This is a genomic window from Psychrobacter sp. T6-4 (genome assembly GCF_052258425.1).
Lineage (GTDB): Bacteria > Pseudomonadota > Gammaproteobacteria > Pseudomonadales > Moraxellaceae > Psychrobacter.
Map to the genome: position 1 here is coordinate 83,493 of NZ_JBQQEZ010000013.1, position 17,616 is coordinate 101,108.

Genomic DNA, 17,616 nt, shown 5'->3' on the forward strand with positions numbered 1-17,616 from the left:
TCCTTATGTTAAGTCGTCATTTAGAAGTATCCCTACGTTTGGCAATGACACTTGCGCGGCAAAAATCGCACGAGTATCTCACAGTCGAGCATTTGCTATTGGCCCTACTTGAGAATACTCATGCTGCTAATACGCTAACCGCTTGTAATGCCAACGTGACCACGCTACGTAGTGAGCTTGAAGCCTATATCAATAAGCATACGCCAACCGTAGACGTGGATATGGAGCAATCGCCGCAACCGACGCAAAGCTTTGATCGTATTTTGCAGCGCGCGATATTCCATGTGCAGTCAATCGGCGGTGGTCGCTTGGTTGAAGGTTCCGATATACTAGTGTCTATGTTCTCAGAGCATGATACTTACGCCGTCTATTTACTTAAAAAGCAAGGCATCAGCCGTCTTGAGCTCACGCAGTATCTATCGCATGGTCAGGATAAAGATGAGCCTGCAGAGCCGCGTGCCTCTATGAGTGGCGAGCGCCGTAGCCCCTCTGAAAAGACTAGTAAAGATCCATTAGTTGAGTTTGCAACCAATCTCAACCAGCGTGCAGCTGAGGGCAAGACTGATCCTCTTATCGGCCGCGCCTCAGAGATTGAACGCGCCGCACAAGTGCTTTGTCGCCGCCGCAAAAACAACCCTTTATTGGTCGGTGAGCCAGGTGTAGGTAAAACCTCTATCGCTGAGGGTCTTGCGTGGTTAATTATCAATGATAAAGCACCAAAGCCACTCAATGGCTGCGTGATTTATAGTTTAGATATTGGCTCTTTGATTGCAGGTACTAAGTATCGTGGCGATTTTGAAAAACGTATGAAGTCACTTCTTGATGCGCTAAAGAAAAAGCCAAATGCTATCTTGTTCATTGATGAGGTGCATATGATCATCGGAGCAGGTTCGTCGATGAGTAGCAATATGGACGTGTCTAACCTTATTAAGCCTGCACTGGCTAACGGTGAGCTGCGCTGTATCGGTTCTACGACCTTTACTGAATACCGTCAGGTATTTGAGAAAGATCATGCGCTGTCACGTCGTTTTCAAAAAATTGATGTCAAAGAGCCAAGCGTAAACGACACCATTGATATTCTACGGGGTTTAAAACCGCGCTATGAAGAGTTTCATAATGTTGAGTACACTGATGAGGCTTTAGTGACTGCTGTTGAATTATCCTCCAAGCATATACATGAGCGTTTTTTGCCAGACAAGGCGATTGATGTTATCGATGAGGCCGGCGCGTATAAACGTTTAGGCGTCATCCCTGATGCTGAGGATATCAAAGCTGAAGAGAGCTTTATCGCTGATTTAGAAAAGGATTTTGATGATCCCATTAGCGAGATCGATCTAGATATCGATAATGAGATGAAAGATGAGGCAGATGCGGCAATAGCAGATGCTAAGTCCATTACTCTCGATGATTTGCAGTCGGCAACGAGCAAAAAGCCTCCGATGAAAATCGATGTCTCTGATATCGAAGCTATCGTAGCTAAGCTTGCCCGTATTCCGCCAAAATCTGTATCGAGCGATGATAAGAGCATCCTTGAGCATCTAGATCGCGATCTCAAGCGTCTTGTGTTTGGTCAAGATGAAGCGATTGCCACGCTTGCTGATGCAATTAAACTGTCACGTGCAGGTCTAAAAGCCCCGGACAAACCCATAGGTTCGTTCATGTTTGCAGGTCCTACAGGTGTCGGTAAGACCGAAGTGTCACGCCAGCTTGCTAATTTGTTAGGGGTTGAGCTGGTGCGCTTTGATATGAGTGAGTATATGGAAGCGCACACCGCTTCACGCTTAATTGGTGCGCCTCCAGGGTATGTCGGATTTGATCAAGGTGGCCTGCTCACTGAAAAGATCAATCAGCATCCGCATTGCGTATTACTGCTTGATGAGATCGAAAAAGCGCATCCTGATGTCTTTAACTTGCTCTTACAAGTCATGGATCACGGTACCTTGACGGATAATAATGGCCGCGTTGCTATCTTTAAACAAGTTATCGTTATTATGACGACTAACGTTGGCGCTGATAGTATTAGTCGCTCGTCTATGGGCTTTACGCAGCAAGATCATAGCCGCGATAACAACGAAGCTCTAAAGCGCGTCTTTACGCCAGAGTTCCGTAACCGTTTGGACGCTATTATCCAGTTCAATGCGCTTGATACCTCAGTCGTCGTCTCAGTCGTTGATAAGTTCTTGGTTGAATTACAAGCGCAGCTTGATGACAAGCAAGTGACCTTAGAGATTGATGACGAGGTTCGCGATTACTTAGCGCAGAAAGGCTACGATCGTCTCATGGGCGCACGTCCTATGCAGCGCTTGATCCAAGATGAGATCAAAAAGCCACTAGCGAGCATGATTTTGTTCGGTGACTTGGTCAACGGTGGAGTGGTTCAATTAAGCTTAGAGCCTGAAGATATCGATTCGACAGATGATGATAGTATCAAGCTTGACAAGGATGCTACTCATTCAGATAAAGGTTCATCTGACAGTCGTATTATACTAACGGTTGTTGAGACCCATGAGCCGCGCTCAGATTCTGAATCTGTAGCCAGCTAATTGATGGGGTGTTAAGACAAACGGCTACCGCTTAGACTAGGGTAGCCGTTTTTTTTGGTTAAATTTTATAACGAAATACTTTAAATGTTTTTGCTATCATTCTTTAAACGAGCAGAATTTAGACAATAATAGGATAAATAATAATGAACTTATTTGATGAGCCTTTAGATAGTCCTTCTAGCAAAAGCCTTTCGAGTAAAAGTGCCGCCGAAAAAAAAGAGATTTTAGATAAGGTGCGCCTGCCTGAGGACTGGAAAGTGGCATTAGAGGATGAGCTGACCTCTGACAACATGGATGAGCTTCGGGAGTTTTTAAAGCAAGCTTATCAATCGGGTGATAGCATTTATCCGCCAGCACCTTTGATGTTCAACGCTTTTAATCTTACGCCGTTATCCAAAGTCAAAGTGGTAATCTTAGGTCAAGACCCTTACCACCGCCCAGGACAAGCAATGGGGCTATCATTTTCTGTACCCAAAACGATTCCAAAACCGCCTTCACTAAATAATGTTCTAAAAGAGATGGCAGATGATATCGGTTTGAGTCCGTCAAAACATGGCGATCTAACCTACTGGGCGCAGCAGGGCGTGCTTTTGCTTAATAGCTCATTAACAGTTAGAGAAGGCGAGCCTAATAGTCACCAAAATGAAGGTTGGGAGCCATTTACTGATGCGGTGATTGATGCGGTCAACGAGCATACCGAGCATACGGTTTTTATTCTGTGGGGCAGCAAAGCTCAGAAAAAAGGTAAGTACATTAATACAGACAAGCATCTGATTTTGACTGCAGTGCATCCCTCACCATTGGCGGCTAACCGTGGTGGATTCTTTGGCTCAAAGCCATTTTCTAAAACCAATGAGTATCTAGTGCAACATGGACAGACCCCTATTGATTGGCAATTGCCGCAATAATGGTCAGTACTAACTATAGTCTGCAACCACTGAAAGCAGTTGTACAGAATATATCTGAACACAAATTTTGGCATCTCAATGATGTCAGATGGATGACACAGGCGCTTGAGCTGGCCAAGATTGGTGCAAGTAAAGGTGAGGTGCCAGTAGGGGCAATACTGGTACGCGATAATCAGAGTATCGGACGAGGGTTCAACGAGCCTATTGGACGCTGCGATGCCACTGCTCACGCTGAGATAGTCGCGTTGAGGAGTGCTTGCTTACATCTACAAAACTATCGCCTGCCACCTCATACAACGCTTTATGTCACTCTTGAGCCTTGTACCATGTGTATTGGCGCACTTATTCACGCGCGTGTGGATAGACTCATCTACGCCGCAAGTGAACCGCGTGCTGGCATGGTAGGGAGTCAAATGAATTTATCTGAGCAGCCTTTTTATAACCACCGTATTCAAACGTTAAGCGGCTTACATGAAACGCAAAGTAGCGAGTTACTCAAGCGCTTTTTTCGCGCTCGCAGGCAAGCATCAAAAGAGCTAAAAAGGCGTTAACTGAGTAACAAGATAATAATGCTTGTACTAGTGATTGCTACAGATTTTTGCTATAATATTGCCCTATTTGAAAGTCCCTTATCTAAAAGTTCCTTTACTAAGTGAGCACTATGACTGACGCTAAGTCCGTGACAAATGACAGTATACAGATACCGCATCGTTATCCTGTTATCTGTATTGATGGACCAAGCGGCGCGGGTAAGGGTACAGCGGCGTGGCGTTTAGCAAAGGACTTAGACTATCAATTGTTAGACTCTGGTGCTTTGTACCGCATTGTCGGTCTAAAGGCCTTTGAAGCAGGATTGATTCATCCAGATGGCAGCCAAATTATAGATGAGGCGGCGCTACTAGCATTGACGCAAAACTTGCACATTGCATTTGAGCTTAATCATGAATCTGTCTGCATCGATATCGTCGTTAATGGCAATATAGTCGGGCAAAAAGTTCGCAATGAAACGGTAGGCGGCTACGCTTCGCAAGTGGCAGTATTTCCCTCAGTGCGCAAGGCGTTACTAGCATTGCAGCAAGATATGGCAACGCGCTCAGGACTAGTAGCCGACGGACGCGATATGGGTACGGTGGTATTTCCTAATGCGGACGCCAAGATATTTTTGAGTGCTAGTGCTGAATCTCGCGCTAAGCGCCGCGTTGCTCAATTGAATGCCTCTGGGCAACCTGCAGATTTTGAGGCTATTTTAGCAACGATTAAAGCACGTGATGAGCGTGATGAGAACCGTGAGGCATCACCATCAAAGCCTGCTACAGATGCATTGTATATTGATAGCTCTAACCTAAATGCTGATGAGGTTTATCAGCAAATAAAAGCGCATTGTCAGACGCAAGGTATTTGTTTTTAATAAATTTGTTTATAATAAAAAATATCTACTTGCGCGCTTTTAGTATAAAATTGTAGGAAGCGATTCTAATTATTTTGAGTAGCTGACTATTTTAGACATAAGTGATTTAGACATAAGTAACGAGTCAATGATTGCTAGTGATTTTATTTAAGCTTATTAGCAATCATTGTTTTTTTATATGAGTGTACAAGATATAAAACCAGTATCTCGTTTTGTATATTCATAAATTTGATCCGTACTGTGCTGGACAGGATACGGCTATACAAAGGTAGACATAATGGAATCATTTGCTGAACTATTTGAAGCGAGCATCGAAGAGACGGGTCTGGATATCGAGCGTGGCTCGGTCATCACAGGTGCTGTTGTTGCCATCGATAACGACTGGATCACTGTTGATACGGGTCTAAAATCTGAGGGTATCGTCGCTCGTGAAGAGTTTTTAAGCGAAGAAGGCGAACTTGAAGTTGAAGTTGGCGACAATGTTGATGTTGTGGTTGAAGCTGTTGACAACGGTATGGGTCAAACCTTACTGTCACGTGAAAAAGCTAAGCGTGTTGAAACTTGGAATTTCCTTGAAAAAATCTCTGACAATGATGAGATTGTAAAAGGTATTATCTCAAGCAAAGTTAAAGGCGGTTTTACTGTAGATATCGGCTCAGTACGCGCGTTCTTGCCAGGCTCATTAGTAGATGTCCGTCCTATCCGCGATACGACGCATCTTGAAGGTAAAGAGCTGGAATTTAAAGTTATCAAACTTGATCAAAAACGTAACAACGTTGTGGTTAGCCGCCGTGCAGTTATGGAAGCTGAAAATTCAGCTGAGCGCGAAGAGCTACTCAACAAGTTAGAAGAAGGTATTGAGATCGAAGGTATCGTCAAGAACCTGACTGATTACGGTGCGTTCGTTGATCTTGGTGGAATTGATGGTCTCTTGCACATCACTGACATGGCATGGCGCCGTATCAAGCACCCATCAGAAGTCGTTGAAGTGGGTCAAGACCTAAAGGTTAAAGTATTGAAGTTTGACCGTGAGCGCAATCGCGTAAGCCTAGGTCTCAAACAATTAGGTACTGATCCTTGGGATAACGTTGGTGGCACTTACCCAGTGGGTAGTGTAGTCAAAGCTCGCGTAACCAACTTGACAGATTACGGTTGTTTTGCTGAGATCTCTGAGGGCATCGAAGGCCTAGTACACGTATCAGAGATGGATCATACCAACAAAAACATCCACCCATCAAAAGTGGTACAAGTGGGTGACGAAGTTAACGTCATGATTCTCGATATCGACGAAGAGCGTCGCCGCATTAGCCTAGGTATCAAGCAGACACTAGCTAATCCATGGGATGAGTTCGATAAGAAGCATGAGCGCGGTGATAAAATCACGGGTACGATCAAGTCAATCACTGACTTTGGTATCTTTATCGGTCTAGACGGCGGTATCGATGGTCTGGTTCACTTATCAGACATCTCTTGGAACGAGACTGGCGAAGACGCTATCCGTAACTACAATAAAGGCGACACCGTGGAAGCGATGGTATTGTCTGTAGATTCAGAAGCCAATCGTATTAGCCTTGGCGTGAAGCAGTTAAGCTCTGATCCATTCAACGAGTACCTGGTCAACAATGATCGCGGCGCTATCGTTAATGGTAAAGTAAAAGACGTTGATGCTAAAGGCGCAACGATTGAGCTTGCTGATGAAGTGGAAGCTTACCTACGTGCCTCAGAGATTCAGCGTGACCGCGTTGAAGATGCAACTAAGCACTTAAGCGTTGGTGATGATGTTGAAGCTAAAATCATCAGTGTTGATCGTAAGACTCGTAACATCAGCTTGTCAATCAAAGCAAAAGATGAAGCTGAAGAGCGTCAAGCGATCAAAGATCTTGGTAGTACAGGTACCACAGCAGCTTCAGGAACTGATGCGCAGCCAAAAACCATTGGTGATTTGATCAAAGAGCAAATGCAGTAAATATCACTAATTTATATAACAAAAAAAGCGACTTCGGTCGCTTTTTTTGCGATTAAGTTTCTGCTTAAAAACAAACTCTTATTTCTATTTGCACCGATTTCCGTTATCATCTGAGTTATTGGGTAACGAAATGTAAACTAGTAAGAATCATGCTCAGAGTATGATTGATTTACCAATGATATTTTATAGGTATATAAGATAACCATTGTCATTCATTTATAAGGCAAGCGTCATAATGCAACAAGCAATTAATAAATCCGAATTTATCAGCAATCTAAGCGCGGATTGCGACACTATTGATGATACCGTCGTTGACGAAGCAGTCAGAGAAATCTTAGACCTCATGGTAGACACCCTAGCCAATGATGGGCGAGTAGAGGTACGCGGGTTTGGCAGCTTTTGTCTCCATCATCGCCGTGCGCGCACAGGACGTAATCCTAAGACTGGAGAGAGTGTGCCAGTACCGGCAAAAGCCATTCCGCATTTTAAACCGGGTAAGGCGCTACGTGAAGCGGTAAACGATACCGTAGCGAACTAAAGCGTATTTATTTACTCAATCTTAGTAGCTGGTTGTCACGATAGCAGATGAACACGATGACTGATAAATAGATTCGATAACATTTACAAATTTTTGACGTCAAGTTTTTGATGTCTATGGTTTACTGTCCTCTAACTATTTTGTATTCGTAAATTAAGGTATATCTGATGCGCTTTATACTGTTTGTACTCTTGTTTTTGAGCTTTGCTTATGCCTTGGGCTTAGTGCTTGTCAACAACACTGACATCGAAGTTAATCTCTTGTTCTCGCAAGCACCTGCAATGAATCTAGGGCTATTACTGATTATCTGCCTGACCCTTGGCGTGGTGATAGGCTTGCTCCTAGCCTTGCTAATATTTAGAGTATTTCAGAACAAATGGGAAATCTCCCGTCTGCAAAAAGAGAATAAAAAACTGCAAGAGCAGCTGACTCAGGCCAACGTAGTGATTGATCGTCAGGCAAATGCTCCAACAATCGACGAAGCCGTTTATGGTACGACAGCAAACACTAGCGTTAATACAAGCCAAGTCAAAGACACAACTAAGCTGAGTAAGCAAAGACGTGACTAAATAGACTCAAAGCAGTGATTAAACCAAATGGTCCAATTATGACTAATGATGTAACTCGTTCGCCAATTATCGTCGCCCTAGACAACAATACTTTAGAGGCCGCGCTGGCATTAGCTGATCAGCTAGATCCTAGTCTATGCCGATTAAAAGTAGGCAAAGAGCTGTTTACGCGCTCAGGTCCTGCTGTTGTACAAGCATTGCATCAGCGCGGATTTGAGGTTTTTTTAGATTTGAAGTTTCATGATATTCCTAATACTACTGCGCAAGCAGTACTAGCTGCTGCCGAGCTTGGCGTTTGGATGGTGAACGTTCATGCCAGTTCAGGTTTTGATGCGATGTCATTATCCAAACAGCGTTTGTTGGACGGGGGTTTTGATACTCTACTGATAGCTGTGACGGTATTGACCTCAATGAGCCAAGACAATCTGACTCAAATTGGTATCAATGATAGCTTGGATGCACAAGTTAATCGTTTAGCTGCCTTAACAGAGCAAGCTGGCTTGGACGGAGTGGTCTGTTCTGCAAAAGAGGCCAAAGCTCTAAGAGGTCAGTGTGCTAGCAGCTTTAAACTAATAACGCCCGGTATACGCTTAGCTGATGACAATGCGGATGATCAAAAACGCATTTGTACCCCGTATCAAGCGTTAAGTGATGGATCAGACTATCTCGTGATTGGGAGATCAATCACCCAAGATCAAAATCCTACTGCTAAGCTCCAAAAGATTTTAGCAACGCTTTGACTATCTATGCTTTAACTATTTGTGCTTTAACTATCCATTAAAATTAAGCGGTACTTTCAAAACCAAAATGTTACTCTGACAAAAAGACAACTTTTTAGTTGTCTTTTTATTTTTTGTCGCAGAGTCAATCGATGCTAAACTAGCCAAACCAACGCAAAACCAGCAAGCCCTGCGCTTGTCGTACCTTCTACTACTGATGAATTCCATGAAACTACAAATCGTAAGTGATTTACATATAGACAGCTATGCTCGTCAGTTGCACACATTAGGGCAAATTCCGAAAACGGATGCTGATATTGTATTGGTGGCAGGGGATACTGCCAATAGTGATAGCGGTATGCCGTGGCTACAAGAACAAGCTCGCCTCCTAGGCGTACCTGTGATCACAGTGGCAGGCAATCATGAGTACTTTGGTGAGGACATATTGCATTTTGACCATAAGCTTGCCACTTGGGACAACTTCGATGTAGACACGCAGCAGGGCGTGCGTTTTTTGCAGTGTCAACATATCGATATTGGCGATGTGCGTTTGCTTGGCTGTACGCTGTGGACTGACTATCAGTATCAAGCCAATGGCGATACTATGGAAGTGGCGAAGCGCTTTATGCGTGACTATAAGCAGATTTATGCAGGTAATGAAATGTTCTCGCCAGAGCTGTCTATGCAGATACATGGCGAGCATCGCGCATGGTTACGTCAGGCGTTGATAGACGCCAAAGAGCTGGGCAAGAAGGCTGTAGTGATGAGCCATCATAGTATTAGTCCCTTATCTGTGTCTGAAAAATATGCAACCCTGCCGAGTAATGCTGCATTTGTCAGTAACCTGTCGGCTTGGATGTATGAGCCATGGGCGCCTGTACTTTGGGTACATGGACACACGCATGAAGCGTTTGATTATCGTATCAATAATACTCGAGTTATCGTCAATCCCCGCGCTTATCCTAATGAGGTGAGCAGTACCGCGATAGCTTTTGCTTGGGATAGGGTTATCGACATAGGCTCTTGATAAAGGTGCTATAACTGAAATGGCTGATTATAGGTGAGTTAGCTTAATGGTAAGTATTTATTTATTCACTTAAAATCTAAATTTCCACATTAGCGCGCAAATTTGCTAGGCTTATAACCATGAATAAAAGTTACGATAATATTAAGTCCGATCTTACAGCTGCCGATAGGGATGTTTATAAGCCAAGCACGCCTGCGCCTTCACATCTGCCTGATAGTATGATGTCCTCGGTCAGCCTATTACCCAAAGATAAGCGTTTGATACTGTTTACTCGTCACTCACTGCGTGCGCGCTCTGATGGCAATGGATTTGCTAGTGATCAGTTGCCCTTGACGCCCAAAGGCCGCGTGCTTGCAAAGTCATGGGGTCGCTGGCTTGATAGTCATCTCCCGTACTCACTTGATGTTGATAGTATCTCAAGTCCTATCGGGCGCTGCATTGATACCGCGCAGCTGATGCAAGAGGGTGCAGGGCTGCAGCGTAGTATTATCCATCAATCCTTGCTCGTTGAGCCAGGCAGCCTAGTGACCCAGCCTGAGATCGCAAGTAAAGTGTTCAAAGAAGTGGGCGTTTTAAACTTTATCAATCGATTTTTGCAAGGCAGTCTACAAGGCACCAAAAACGCTTATCAAGGCGGGCTGGATATCTTGTCGCTGTTTTATCAGCATCAGCCGAAAGAAGGTCACCTGATGCTGGCTGTGAGTCATGACACACTACTATCAGCATTTTTAGCAGTCATGCTAGATATGAATGAGATTGACTGGAATGATTGGCCCAAGATGATGGAAGGGGTGTTTTTGTGGTTCGATGATGCGCCCTTTGACAAGGCTCATGCGCATTTTGTTTGGCGCGGGGAGATTTATAGTCGCTCTATTATTAGTTTACTGGAGAGTTATTCAACCTCAGGATTCTCTCAAGATAAGCTACTGCTACCGCCAGATGTCACCTGGCGCTAAAGAAAGCCGCTACTGACCATAAACGATCAACTAAGAGCCACAAAAAAACCTTGTCGCAAAGACAAGGTTTTTTATTGAGCATTTTATTTTACATGAGTCGTAATAAAATGCTCTAAACAGAGCTATTCTTAAGCTTGCAGGCCTTTGATAGTCTTGTTCAAACGACTCTTACGACGAGCCGCTTTGTTCTTATGAATGATACCTTTGTCAGCCATACGATCAAGAACAGGTACCGCTTGCTTGTAAGCTTCGGTAGCAGCATCATAATCTTTAGCTTCGATAGCAGCATCAATGCGTTTTAGATAAGTACGAACCATTGAGCGCTGTGATGCTGAATGTTGGCGACGTTTGGTGTTTTGACGAGCGCGTTTACGAGCTTGTGCAGTATTAGCCACGCGTATCTCCTTGGTAAAAGACAGATAAAAAATGAATGTCGATTGCGATTATGGATTTGGTTGTCATCATTGACGAGCAGCCGTCTCATCAAACATGATGTCGATGCCAAATAAATAGGTCATCTAAAACGTCAAAGACATCTGGAATAATTAGACAGCCTTGACGTGTAAAGCCGGTTATCTTAACAAATTATTGCGCTTAGAACAATATATTTGCACGCTATTGGGTAAAGATGACTTGCGAGTAGTACCTTACATACATTTGCAGCAATCATTCAGCAAGTATTAGGGCGTTATAGACAAAATCTCTTACAATATAATGAATATAACGGCATCAGTTATCCGCTAACTTAGGTATTATTACTTTATTAGGTATTATTGCCTTAGTAGGTATTGTTACATTAGAAGCTATTTTGTATTTACTGCAGGTCAAAGAACCTAGTTTTAATTTGTAGAACATACAAAGTTTGGTTTTTTATATGAGATCGATTTAGTAGTAGCGGCTACTTTAGTAAGAATTAAGTTTTAATCATACAAATACAATAAAGTTGGATAAAGTATGCAGCGAAAAGCCATTATAATAGGGGCAACTGGGCTGGTTGGACAGCATCTAGTTAAGCAGCTTAGTGAGTTGTACGACAAGCTCATCGTCATTGCACGGCGTCCGCCGCGTTACATCAATGCCAGTATGCATTTTTATCAGGTCAATGATTTTGATAATTTAAGTGAGGTTTTTGCCAGTGTTGGCGTTGACAAAACGACGGATGCTTTTAGCTGCCTTGGCACTACCAAAAAACAGGCGGGCAGTGATGAAGCTTTTCATAAGGTCGATCATGATTACAACGTCTGTTTTGCGCAGCTTTGCTTGGATAAAGGCGTCGAGAACTTCTTTTTACTATCATCAATGAATGCTGATGTCGACAGCCGATTTTTATATAATCGAGTCAAGGGTGAGACTGAGCATTCCATCAGTGCTCTTGGCTTTACAGAGCTGGTTATTTTTCGCCCCTCATTGCTGCTTGGCAAGCACAAAGGTCGTCCTTTAGAAAGTATTAGCCAAACAGTATTTGGTCTGATATCGCCTTTGGTATCTGAGTCTCTGCCTCTGCATCCTATATCAGCCAAGCGGGTGGCCAACGCGATGACGATGAGCGCGCAAGAGATATATGAGCGGCGCAAATTTAGAGATTATCATACTAAAGACGCTCCTAAGACGACGATTATTGAAAACAAAGCCATGCTCTCAATGACACGAGTTAAATCTTAAATGAGTATCAATAAATAGCCTAAGCACTATAATTAAATTAACATAAAAGGAGTTTTATCATGTCAGAGTCTCAAGCTATGACCAAAGAGGATTTTGTCACCTGTGATCTATTAGATGCCAATCCTGAGTCGCAAGTTTGTCTGCCTAATATCGAAGGCAAATCTTTTTATAGTTTTGGCGGCAAAGACAAGTTTTGCGGTGAAATAGTGACCGTTAAGTGCTTTGAGGATAATAGCCGCGTTAAGGCGCTCCTTAATAGTGATGGCAAGGATAAAAACGGCGAAGGTAAAGTACTTGTCGTTGATGGTGGCGGGTCTATGCGCTGCGCTCTGCTAGGAGACATGATTGCACAATCTGCTATTGATAATGGCTGGGCTGGGGTTGTGGTCTACGGCTGCGTCCGTGATGTCGATGATATGGCGCAGATGGAGATAGGGGTGATGGCGCTCGGCTGCATACCACGCAAATCCACACGCCGTGATGAAGGTCAAACCGATATAGAGATTCGCTTTGGTGATTTGACCCTTAACTCTGGTATGTATGTCTACGCTGACAACAATGGCATTATCGCTAGTGACAAGCCGCTCATTTGATACGTATAAAATACTAGTTTTTACATTTTGTCAGTCTCTGTTTTTAGCCCCAGCTTATTCGCTGGGGTTTTTGCTTGTACTAAGACAGCATTTAGAGTCGTATTATAAGATCTAATGCGTAACGAGCACTGACTAACTGTCTGAGTGATAAACTTAGTGACAAACCGTTACGGCATACATTTTGGTCAATGAGCAAAATATTCGTATAATGGTCTTCTGACTCCTAACCTTGATCTCATCTGCTATGCCTATCACTGCTTTGACTGACGCGTTTGCTCCTATTAATCAACACCTATTTCCTATCGATAATGCTCAAAAGCGCTGGCTTGCGCCAACTTATGGTGCTGTCGGTAGCTTGTGGCTGGCAAGTCTTGTAACATCAGAGCTATGGGAGCTGACAGATCGATTAAAGGTCGTGGTGACGCGCGACCAAAACCAGCTCAATCAGATAGAAACTGAGCTGGCATTTTGCGGCGTTGATGCTTACGTATTTCCTGACTGGGAGACGCTAACCTATGATGAGCTATCGCCGCATCAAGATATCGTCAGTGAGCGCATCAATTTATTAACAGATATGCCGACATCAGGGGTGCTGCTAATATCCGTACAGGCGTTGATGCACCGAGTAGCGCCGCCAAGCTGGCTTATCGGTCAGCATTTTGATCTTAGCGTTGGTGATCAGTTCGATATCAACACTCAGCGTGAACTATTAGCTAAAGCTGGCTACCGCGCGGTCGATAATGTCTTTGAGCCAGGTGAGTTTGCGGTACGCGGCAGCATCATAGATATCTTTGCTATGGGGCAGCCATTCCCACTACGCCTTGATCTGTTCGATGATGAGATTGAGACCATTCGCTTTTTCCATCCACAAACCCAGCGCACGCTGACGCCTGATGATCTCAAAGCTATGATTAGCGGCAACGATACTAGTATGGCTCAAGAGTCGTTATCGCTGCTGCACAAGTTGCCAGATATCTCAAAACCTATTACCCAGTTTCAAATACTCCCTGCAAAAGAGTTTCCGCTCGATGAAGGTCGCGAGACTTTTCGTACTAATTTTGCCGCAATGTTCCCAAACACTAGCAGCCGTAAGTTTGAGCTACACAAAGACGTAATGGCAGGTATTGCTAGTAGTGGACTAGAATATTATCAGCCGCTATTTTTTGATATAAAAGACTGGCAAGAGCAAAGTAGTTTATTTTCTTACTTTCCAAAAGACGCTCTGTTTATTACTGATGAGTTCATTAACGAGAAGCAAGCAGATTACTGGTCACAGATTCAGCGTCGTTATGAGGAGCGTCGTCATGATATCGACAAGCCAATCGTAGCGCCTGAGCTGCTATATTTGTTATCTAATGCATTAAACGAGCATCTCAATCACTACCCTAGAGTGATTATGAGCGCTCGGGATGAGCTGGCAACATCGAGTAATAGCGCGATAAATAATACTAATGGTAGCGATACTCGATCAGATCAATTACCTACCAAACAAAAAGGCGTTACTACCTTGAGCGCCCAAGTACCGCCGCAATTACCTGTCAATCATCAAAAGGCTGAGCCTTTAGCGGAGCTATTAGCGTTCTTAGACTTGCAAATACAAACCAATACGCCAGTGCTTATTGTCGCTGAGACCGCAGGTCGTCGTGAAATTTTAATCGAGCTGTTCAAAGGCAAGATCGATATCAAAGCCTATGACAGCTTTGCAGATTTTTTGGCAGCAGATACGCTAAGCGATACCTCAAACAAGGGCGTACGCCCGCAAGTTGGGCTGACGGTTGCGCCTATTGAACGCGGCGTTTATGTGCCTGAGCGATTGGTACTGATCAGTGAGACGCAACTGTTTGGTAGACAAGTGCTACAAACTCGTCGCCGCAGACAAAGCGGCGTATCAGAAGAGTTTTTGGTTAAGAGCGTCACTGAAATCACTGAAGGTAGTCCGGTTGTCCATATCGAGCATGGTATTGGTCGCTACAACGGCTTAATTACACTGGACGTTGGTGACGGCGAGCAAGAGTTTATTCATCTAAAATATGCTGATGATGCCAGTATCTATGTGCCTGTAGCTAACTTACAAATGATCAACCGCTATAGTGGTGGCGATCCTGCGCTTGCGCCTTTGCACAAGATCGGCAGTGGCAAATGGGATCGTGCCAAACAAAAAGCGCTTGAGCAGATTCATGACGTGGCAGCTGAGCTACTTAATATGCAAGCTCGCCGCGAGGCCAAAGTTGGAATTCACTTCAAGATAGATCCCTCACAGTATGAGCTGTTTGCCAGTCAGTTCGCTTTTGAGGAGACGCCTGATCAGGCCAATGCTATTCACGCCGTTATGGAAGATATGAGACAAAATCAGCCTATGGATCGTCTCATCTGCGGCGACGTTGGTTTTGGTAAGACTGAAGTCGCTATGCGCGCAGCCTTCATTGCGGTTAGTGCAGGCTATCAGGTGGCTGTTTTAGTACCAACGACACTGCTGGCAGGTCAGCATGAGGATAATTTCCGTGATCGCTTCGCTGATTGGCCGGTGCGCATAGAGACGCTCTCACGTTTTGGCGGCAAAAAACATCAAGACACGGTACTCGCTGATCTGGCCGCGGGCAAAGTTGATATTGTCATCGGTACGCACAAATTGTTGCAACCTGATGTTAAGTTCTCAAATTTAGGTCTAATGATCGTCGATGAAGAGCACCGCTTTGGCGTGCGCCATAAGGAGCGTATCAAAGCCATTCAGACTGATGTCGATAGTATGTCGATGACCGCCACGCCTATTCCTCGTACGCTTAATATGGCGCTCTCAGGTATGCGCGATATGTCAATTATCGCCACGCCGCCTGCACGAAGGCTAGCGATTAAAACCTTTGTCATGCAAAAGACTGACTCGCTAATGAAAGAGGCCATTTTGCGTGAACTACTGCGCGGCGGGCAAGTATATCTGCTGCATAATGACGTGGCAAGTATCGAGCGTATGGCTGAGACCGTACGTGAGCTGGTGCCAGAGGCACGCGTGGGCGTCGCCCATGGTCAGATGCAAGAGCGTCAACTTGAGCAGGTCATGCAGCAGTTTTATCACAAAAAGTTTAACGTATTAATCTGCTCAACTATTATCGAAACTGGCATTGATGTGCCTAATGCCAACACTATTATCATTGAGCGCGCGGATAAGTTTGGTTTAGCGCAGCTGCACCAATTGCGTGGCCGCGTCGGTCGTAGCCATCATCAAGCTTACTGTTATTTGCTAGTCCCTTCTATAAAGGGTCTTAAAGGCGATGCTAAACGCCGCCTACATGCTATTGAGCGCGCTAATACTTTGGGGGCAGGCTTTATGCTTGCCAGCGAAGATTTGGAGATTCGAGGAGCAGGCGAGATACTTGGCAAGCAGCAAAGCGGTAATATGCAAGCCATAGGATTTAGCCTCTACATGGATATGCTAGAGCGCGCGACCAAAGCCATTAAAGCGGGCAAAGAGCCCGATTTGAGCACGCCGCTGTCCTTGACCAGTGAGATTAATCTGCACGCCTCAGCGCTGATACCAGAAGAATACTTACATGATGTGCATCAGCGCTTGTTGTTTTATAAGCGTATTAGCAACGCCGATGACAAGGATGCCTTGACTGATATCCGTACCGAGATGATAGATCGTTTTGGTGTTTTGCCAGATCAAACCAAGCAGCTGTTTGCGGTTCATAGACTACGCATACAAGCTGAGCCGCTGATGATCAATAAAATCGATGCGAGCACTAGCAGTATGACATTGGATTTTGCGCCAGATACGCCAGTCGATGCGCTGGCGATTATCAAACTGATCCAGTCCAATAACAAGCACTACCGTATGAATGGTGCCTCTGGCATTCGCTATCAAAATGCCGATAAGCTTGAAACGCCGCAGCAGCGCGTAACAGCGGTACAAGAGCTGCTTCAGTACTTCAGCGAGCATCTAGTCGCTGACGCTGCATAATGACTGAGCAAATAAGGCCTAGTCAAATTGCTCGCCCGTACGGCTATTTTATCGACAGGATACCTGATAAAATAGCTAGATTGTATTTTGCTTTTTAATTGAGAGAAACCGTCCTTATGTTCCAACTGCATCCTAAGCTTGCTGCTGATAGTTTTTTGGTAGGCGATTTTCCATTGTCAACATGCCGTCTAATCAACGACTGCCAATTTCCTTGGCTCATTTTGGTGCCGCGAGTGACGGGTATCAAAGAATTGTATGAGCTATCTGATGCTGACCAAGCGCAGTTTTTGCGTGAGTCCAGTTGGTTATCTAGTCAGCTGGCAAAGACCTTTCAGGCGGACAAAATGAATGTAGCGGCACTTGGCAATCAAGTTCCGCAGCTACATTTTCATCATATTGTGCGCTATCAAAACGATATGCAGTGGCCAAATCCTGTGTGGGGTGTACCTGCGGTTCCTTATACTAACGAGGTTATGTCGCAGATGCAGCAGACTTTGATGATGGCGCTACGTGGTCATCATCAGATGCCTTTTGATTGGCAAATGTAGATTTTAGCTTTGACGACTCAGTATTAAACACTAAGTACTAAACATTAAGTATCAAACACCAAGTACCAAGCATTAAGCATTAAGTATTTGATAGTTTGAAAGAATTAAGCAGCCTCCTTTTGTTATTTATACAGATAATCTCTGTATCAGGTAATGATTGGAGGTTTTTTGATGATTAATGGTATACCTTTTGCATAACTATTCTCTTATAATGAAGGGCTTTG

General features: G+C 44.3%; 15 protein-coding genes. 14 read left to right on the forward strand and 1 reads right to left on the reverse strand.

Annotation, left to right across the window (positions count from 1 at the left end; translation table 11 throughout):
• The first annotated feature begins 5 nt into the window (after positions 1–5).
• The 10 genes from clpA to ACTXGE_RS10230 all read left to right on the forward strand — a co-directional run bounded on the left by clpA (position 6) and on the right by ACTXGE_RS10230 (position 10,634).
• Positions 6–2,543: an ATP-dependent Clp protease ATP-binding subunit ClpA gene (gene clpA, locus ACTXGE_RS10185; RefSeq protein WP_317199724.1), complete on the forward strand. Its 2,538-nt coding sequence runs from the start codon at positions 6–8 to the stop codon at positions 2,541–2,543.
• 143 nt (positions 2,544–2,686) lie between these two features.
• Positions 2,687–3,451 (forward strand): uracil-DNA glycosylase, encoded by a 765-nt coding sequence (locus ACTXGE_RS10190; protein ID WP_317199725.1) that lies wholly within the window; start codon positions 2,687–2,689, stop codon positions 3,449–3,451.
• Positions 3,451–4,002 carry a tRNA adenosine(34) deaminase TadA gene (gene tadA, locus ACTXGE_RS10195; protein WP_443541482.1) on the forward strand — a complete coding sequence of 184 codons (552 nt, stop codon included), beginning with the start codon at positions 3,451–3,453 and terminating at the stop codon, positions 4,000–4,002. Before ACTXGE_RS10190 ends, tadA begins: the two co-directional genes overlap by 1 nt.
• 110 nt (positions 4,003–4,112) lie before the next feature.
• Complete coding sequence (gene cmk / locus ACTXGE_RS10200) at positions 4,113–4,859, forward strand: (d)CMP kinase (RefSeq protein WP_443541483.1); 747 nt, start codon at positions 4,113–4,115, stop codon at positions 4,857–4,859.
• A 277-nt stretch (positions 4,860–5,136) separates the two neighbouring features.
• Positions 5,137–6,825 (forward strand): 30S ribosomal protein S1, encoded by a 1,689-nt coding sequence (rpsA, locus tag ACTXGE_RS10205; RefSeq protein ID WP_317199728.1) that lies wholly within the window; start codon positions 5,137–5,139, stop codon positions 6,823–6,825.
• A 235-nt stretch (positions 6,826–7,060) separates the two neighbouring features.
• The gene (locus ACTXGE_RS10210; RefSeq protein WP_317199729.1) at positions 7,061–7,363 is read left to right on the forward strand and encodes an integration host factor subunit beta; all 303 of its coding nucleotides are present in this window, start codon (positions 7,061–7,063) and stop codon (positions 7,361–7,363) included.
• A gap of 167 nt (positions 7,364–7,530) precedes the next feature.
• Positions 7,531–7,932 carry a LapA family protein gene (locus ACTXGE_RS10215; protein WP_435950709.1) on the forward strand — a complete coding sequence of 134 codons (402 nt, stop codon included), beginning with the start codon at positions 7,531–7,533 and terminating at the stop codon, positions 7,930–7,932.
• Between the two features lie 38 nt (positions 7,933–7,970).
• Positions 7,971–8,672: an orotidine-5'-phosphate decarboxylase gene (pyrF, locus tag ACTXGE_RS10220; protein WP_435950711.1), complete on the forward strand. Its 702-nt coding sequence runs from the start codon at positions 7,971–7,973 to the stop codon at positions 8,670–8,672.
• 205 nt (positions 8,673–8,877) lie between these two features.
• Complete coding sequence (locus ACTXGE_RS10225; RefSeq protein WP_443541484.1) at positions 8,878–9,678, forward strand: metallophosphoesterase; 801 nt, start codon at positions 8,878–8,880, stop codon at positions 9,676–9,678.
• A 218-nt stretch (positions 9,679–9,896) separates the two neighbouring features.
• A complete protein-coding gene (locus tag ACTXGE_RS10230; protein ID WP_435951024.1) occupies positions 9,897–10,634 on the forward strand; it encodes a histidine phosphatase family protein in 738 nt (245 codons plus the stop codon).
• A gap of 128 nt (positions 10,635–10,762) precedes the next feature.
• Here the strand turns inward: ACTXGE_RS10230 and rpsT are convergent, their stop codons facing one another.
• Positions 10,763–11,029, reverse strand: coding sequence for a 30S ribosomal protein S20 (rpsT, locus tag ACTXGE_RS10235; RefSeq protein ID WP_317199734.1), 267 nt, complete (start codon positions 11,027–11,029; stop codon positions 10,763–10,765).
• A gap of 559 nt (positions 11,030–11,588) precedes the next feature.
• On the opposite strand from rpsT, the gene ACTXGE_RS10240 reads away from it, so the two are divergent.
• The 4 genes from ACTXGE_RS10240 to ACTXGE_RS10255 all read left to right on the forward strand — a co-directional run bounded on the left by ACTXGE_RS10240 (position 11,589) and on the right by ACTXGE_RS10255 (position 17,392).
• Positions 11,589–12,296: an NAD-dependent epimerase/dehydratase family protein gene (locus ACTXGE_RS10240; RefSeq protein WP_443541485.1), complete on the forward strand. Its 708-nt coding sequence runs from the start codon at positions 11,589–11,591 to the stop codon at positions 12,294–12,296.
• Between the two features lie 77 nt (positions 12,297–12,373).
• Positions 12,374–12,889 (forward strand): ribonuclease E activity regulator RraA, encoded by a 516-nt coding sequence (rraA, locus tag ACTXGE_RS10245; protein ID WP_435951025.1) that lies wholly within the window; start codon positions 12,374–12,376, stop codon positions 12,887–12,889.
• A 244-nt stretch (positions 12,890–13,133) separates the two neighbouring features.
• A complete protein-coding gene (mfd, locus tag ACTXGE_RS10250) occupies positions 13,134–16,844 on the forward strand; it encodes a transcription-repair coupling factor (protein ID WP_443541486.1) in 3,711 nt (1,236 codons plus the stop codon).
• 116 nt (positions 16,845–16,960) lie between these two features.
• Positions 16,961–17,392 carry an HIT family protein gene (locus tag ACTXGE_RS10255; protein WP_317199736.1) on the forward strand — a complete coding sequence of 144 codons (432 nt, stop codon included), beginning with the start codon at positions 16,961–16,963 and terminating at the stop codon, positions 17,390–17,392.
• The last annotated feature ends 224 nt before the right edge of the window (positions 17,393–17,616 follow it).

Coding starts and splice junctions, on each gene's coding strand:
- ACTXGE_RS10230 (WP_435951024.1), top strand. CDS start 9,897: ATGATGTCCTCGGTCAGCCTATTACCCAAAGATAAGCGTTTGATACTG.
- clpA (WP_317199724.1), top strand. CDS start 6: ATGTTAAGTCGTCATTTAGAAGTATCCCTACGTTTGGCAATGACACTT.
- pyrF (WP_435950711.1), top strand. CDS start 7,971: ATGACTAATGATGTAACTCGTTCGCCAATTATCGTCGCCCTAGACAAC.
- ACTXGE_RS10215 (WP_435950709.1), top strand. CDS start 7,531: ATGCGCTTTATACTGTTTGTACTCTTGTTTTTGAGCTTTGCTTATGCC.
- mfd (WP_443541486.1), top strand. CDS start 13,134: ATGCCTATCACTGCTTTGACTGACGCGTTTGCTCCTATTAATCAACAC.
- ACTXGE_RS10190 (WP_317199725.1), top strand. CDS start 2,687: ATGAACTTATTTGATGAGCCTTTAGATAGTCCTTCTAGCAAAAGCCTT.
- tadA (WP_443541482.1), top strand. CDS start 3,451: ATGGTCAGTACTAACTATAGTCTGCAACCACTGAAAGCAGTTGTACAG.
- ACTXGE_RS10240 (WP_443541485.1), top strand. CDS start 11,589: ATGCAGCGAAAAGCCATTATAATAGGGGCAACTGGGCTGGTTGGACAG.
- ACTXGE_RS10255 (WP_317199736.1), top strand. CDS start 16,961: ATGTTCCAACTGCATCCTAAGCTTGCTGCTGATAGTTTTTTGGTAGGC.
- cmk (WP_443541483.1), top strand. CDS start 4,113: ATGACTGACGCTAAGTCCGTGACAAATGACAGTATACAGATACCGCAT.
- ACTXGE_RS10210 (WP_317199729.1), top strand. CDS start 7,061: ATGCAACAAGCAATTAATAAATCCGAATTTATCAGCAATCTAAGCGCG.
- ACTXGE_RS10225 (WP_443541484.1), top strand. CDS start 8,878: ATGAAACTACAAATCGTAAGTGATTTACATATAGACAGCTATGCTCGT.
- rraA (WP_435951025.1), top strand. CDS start 12,374: ATGACCAAAGAGGATTTTGTCACCTGTGATCTATTAGATGCCAATCCT.
- rpsA (WP_317199728.1), top strand. CDS start 5,137: ATGGAATCATTTGCTGAACTATTTGAAGCGAGCATCGAAGAGACGGGT.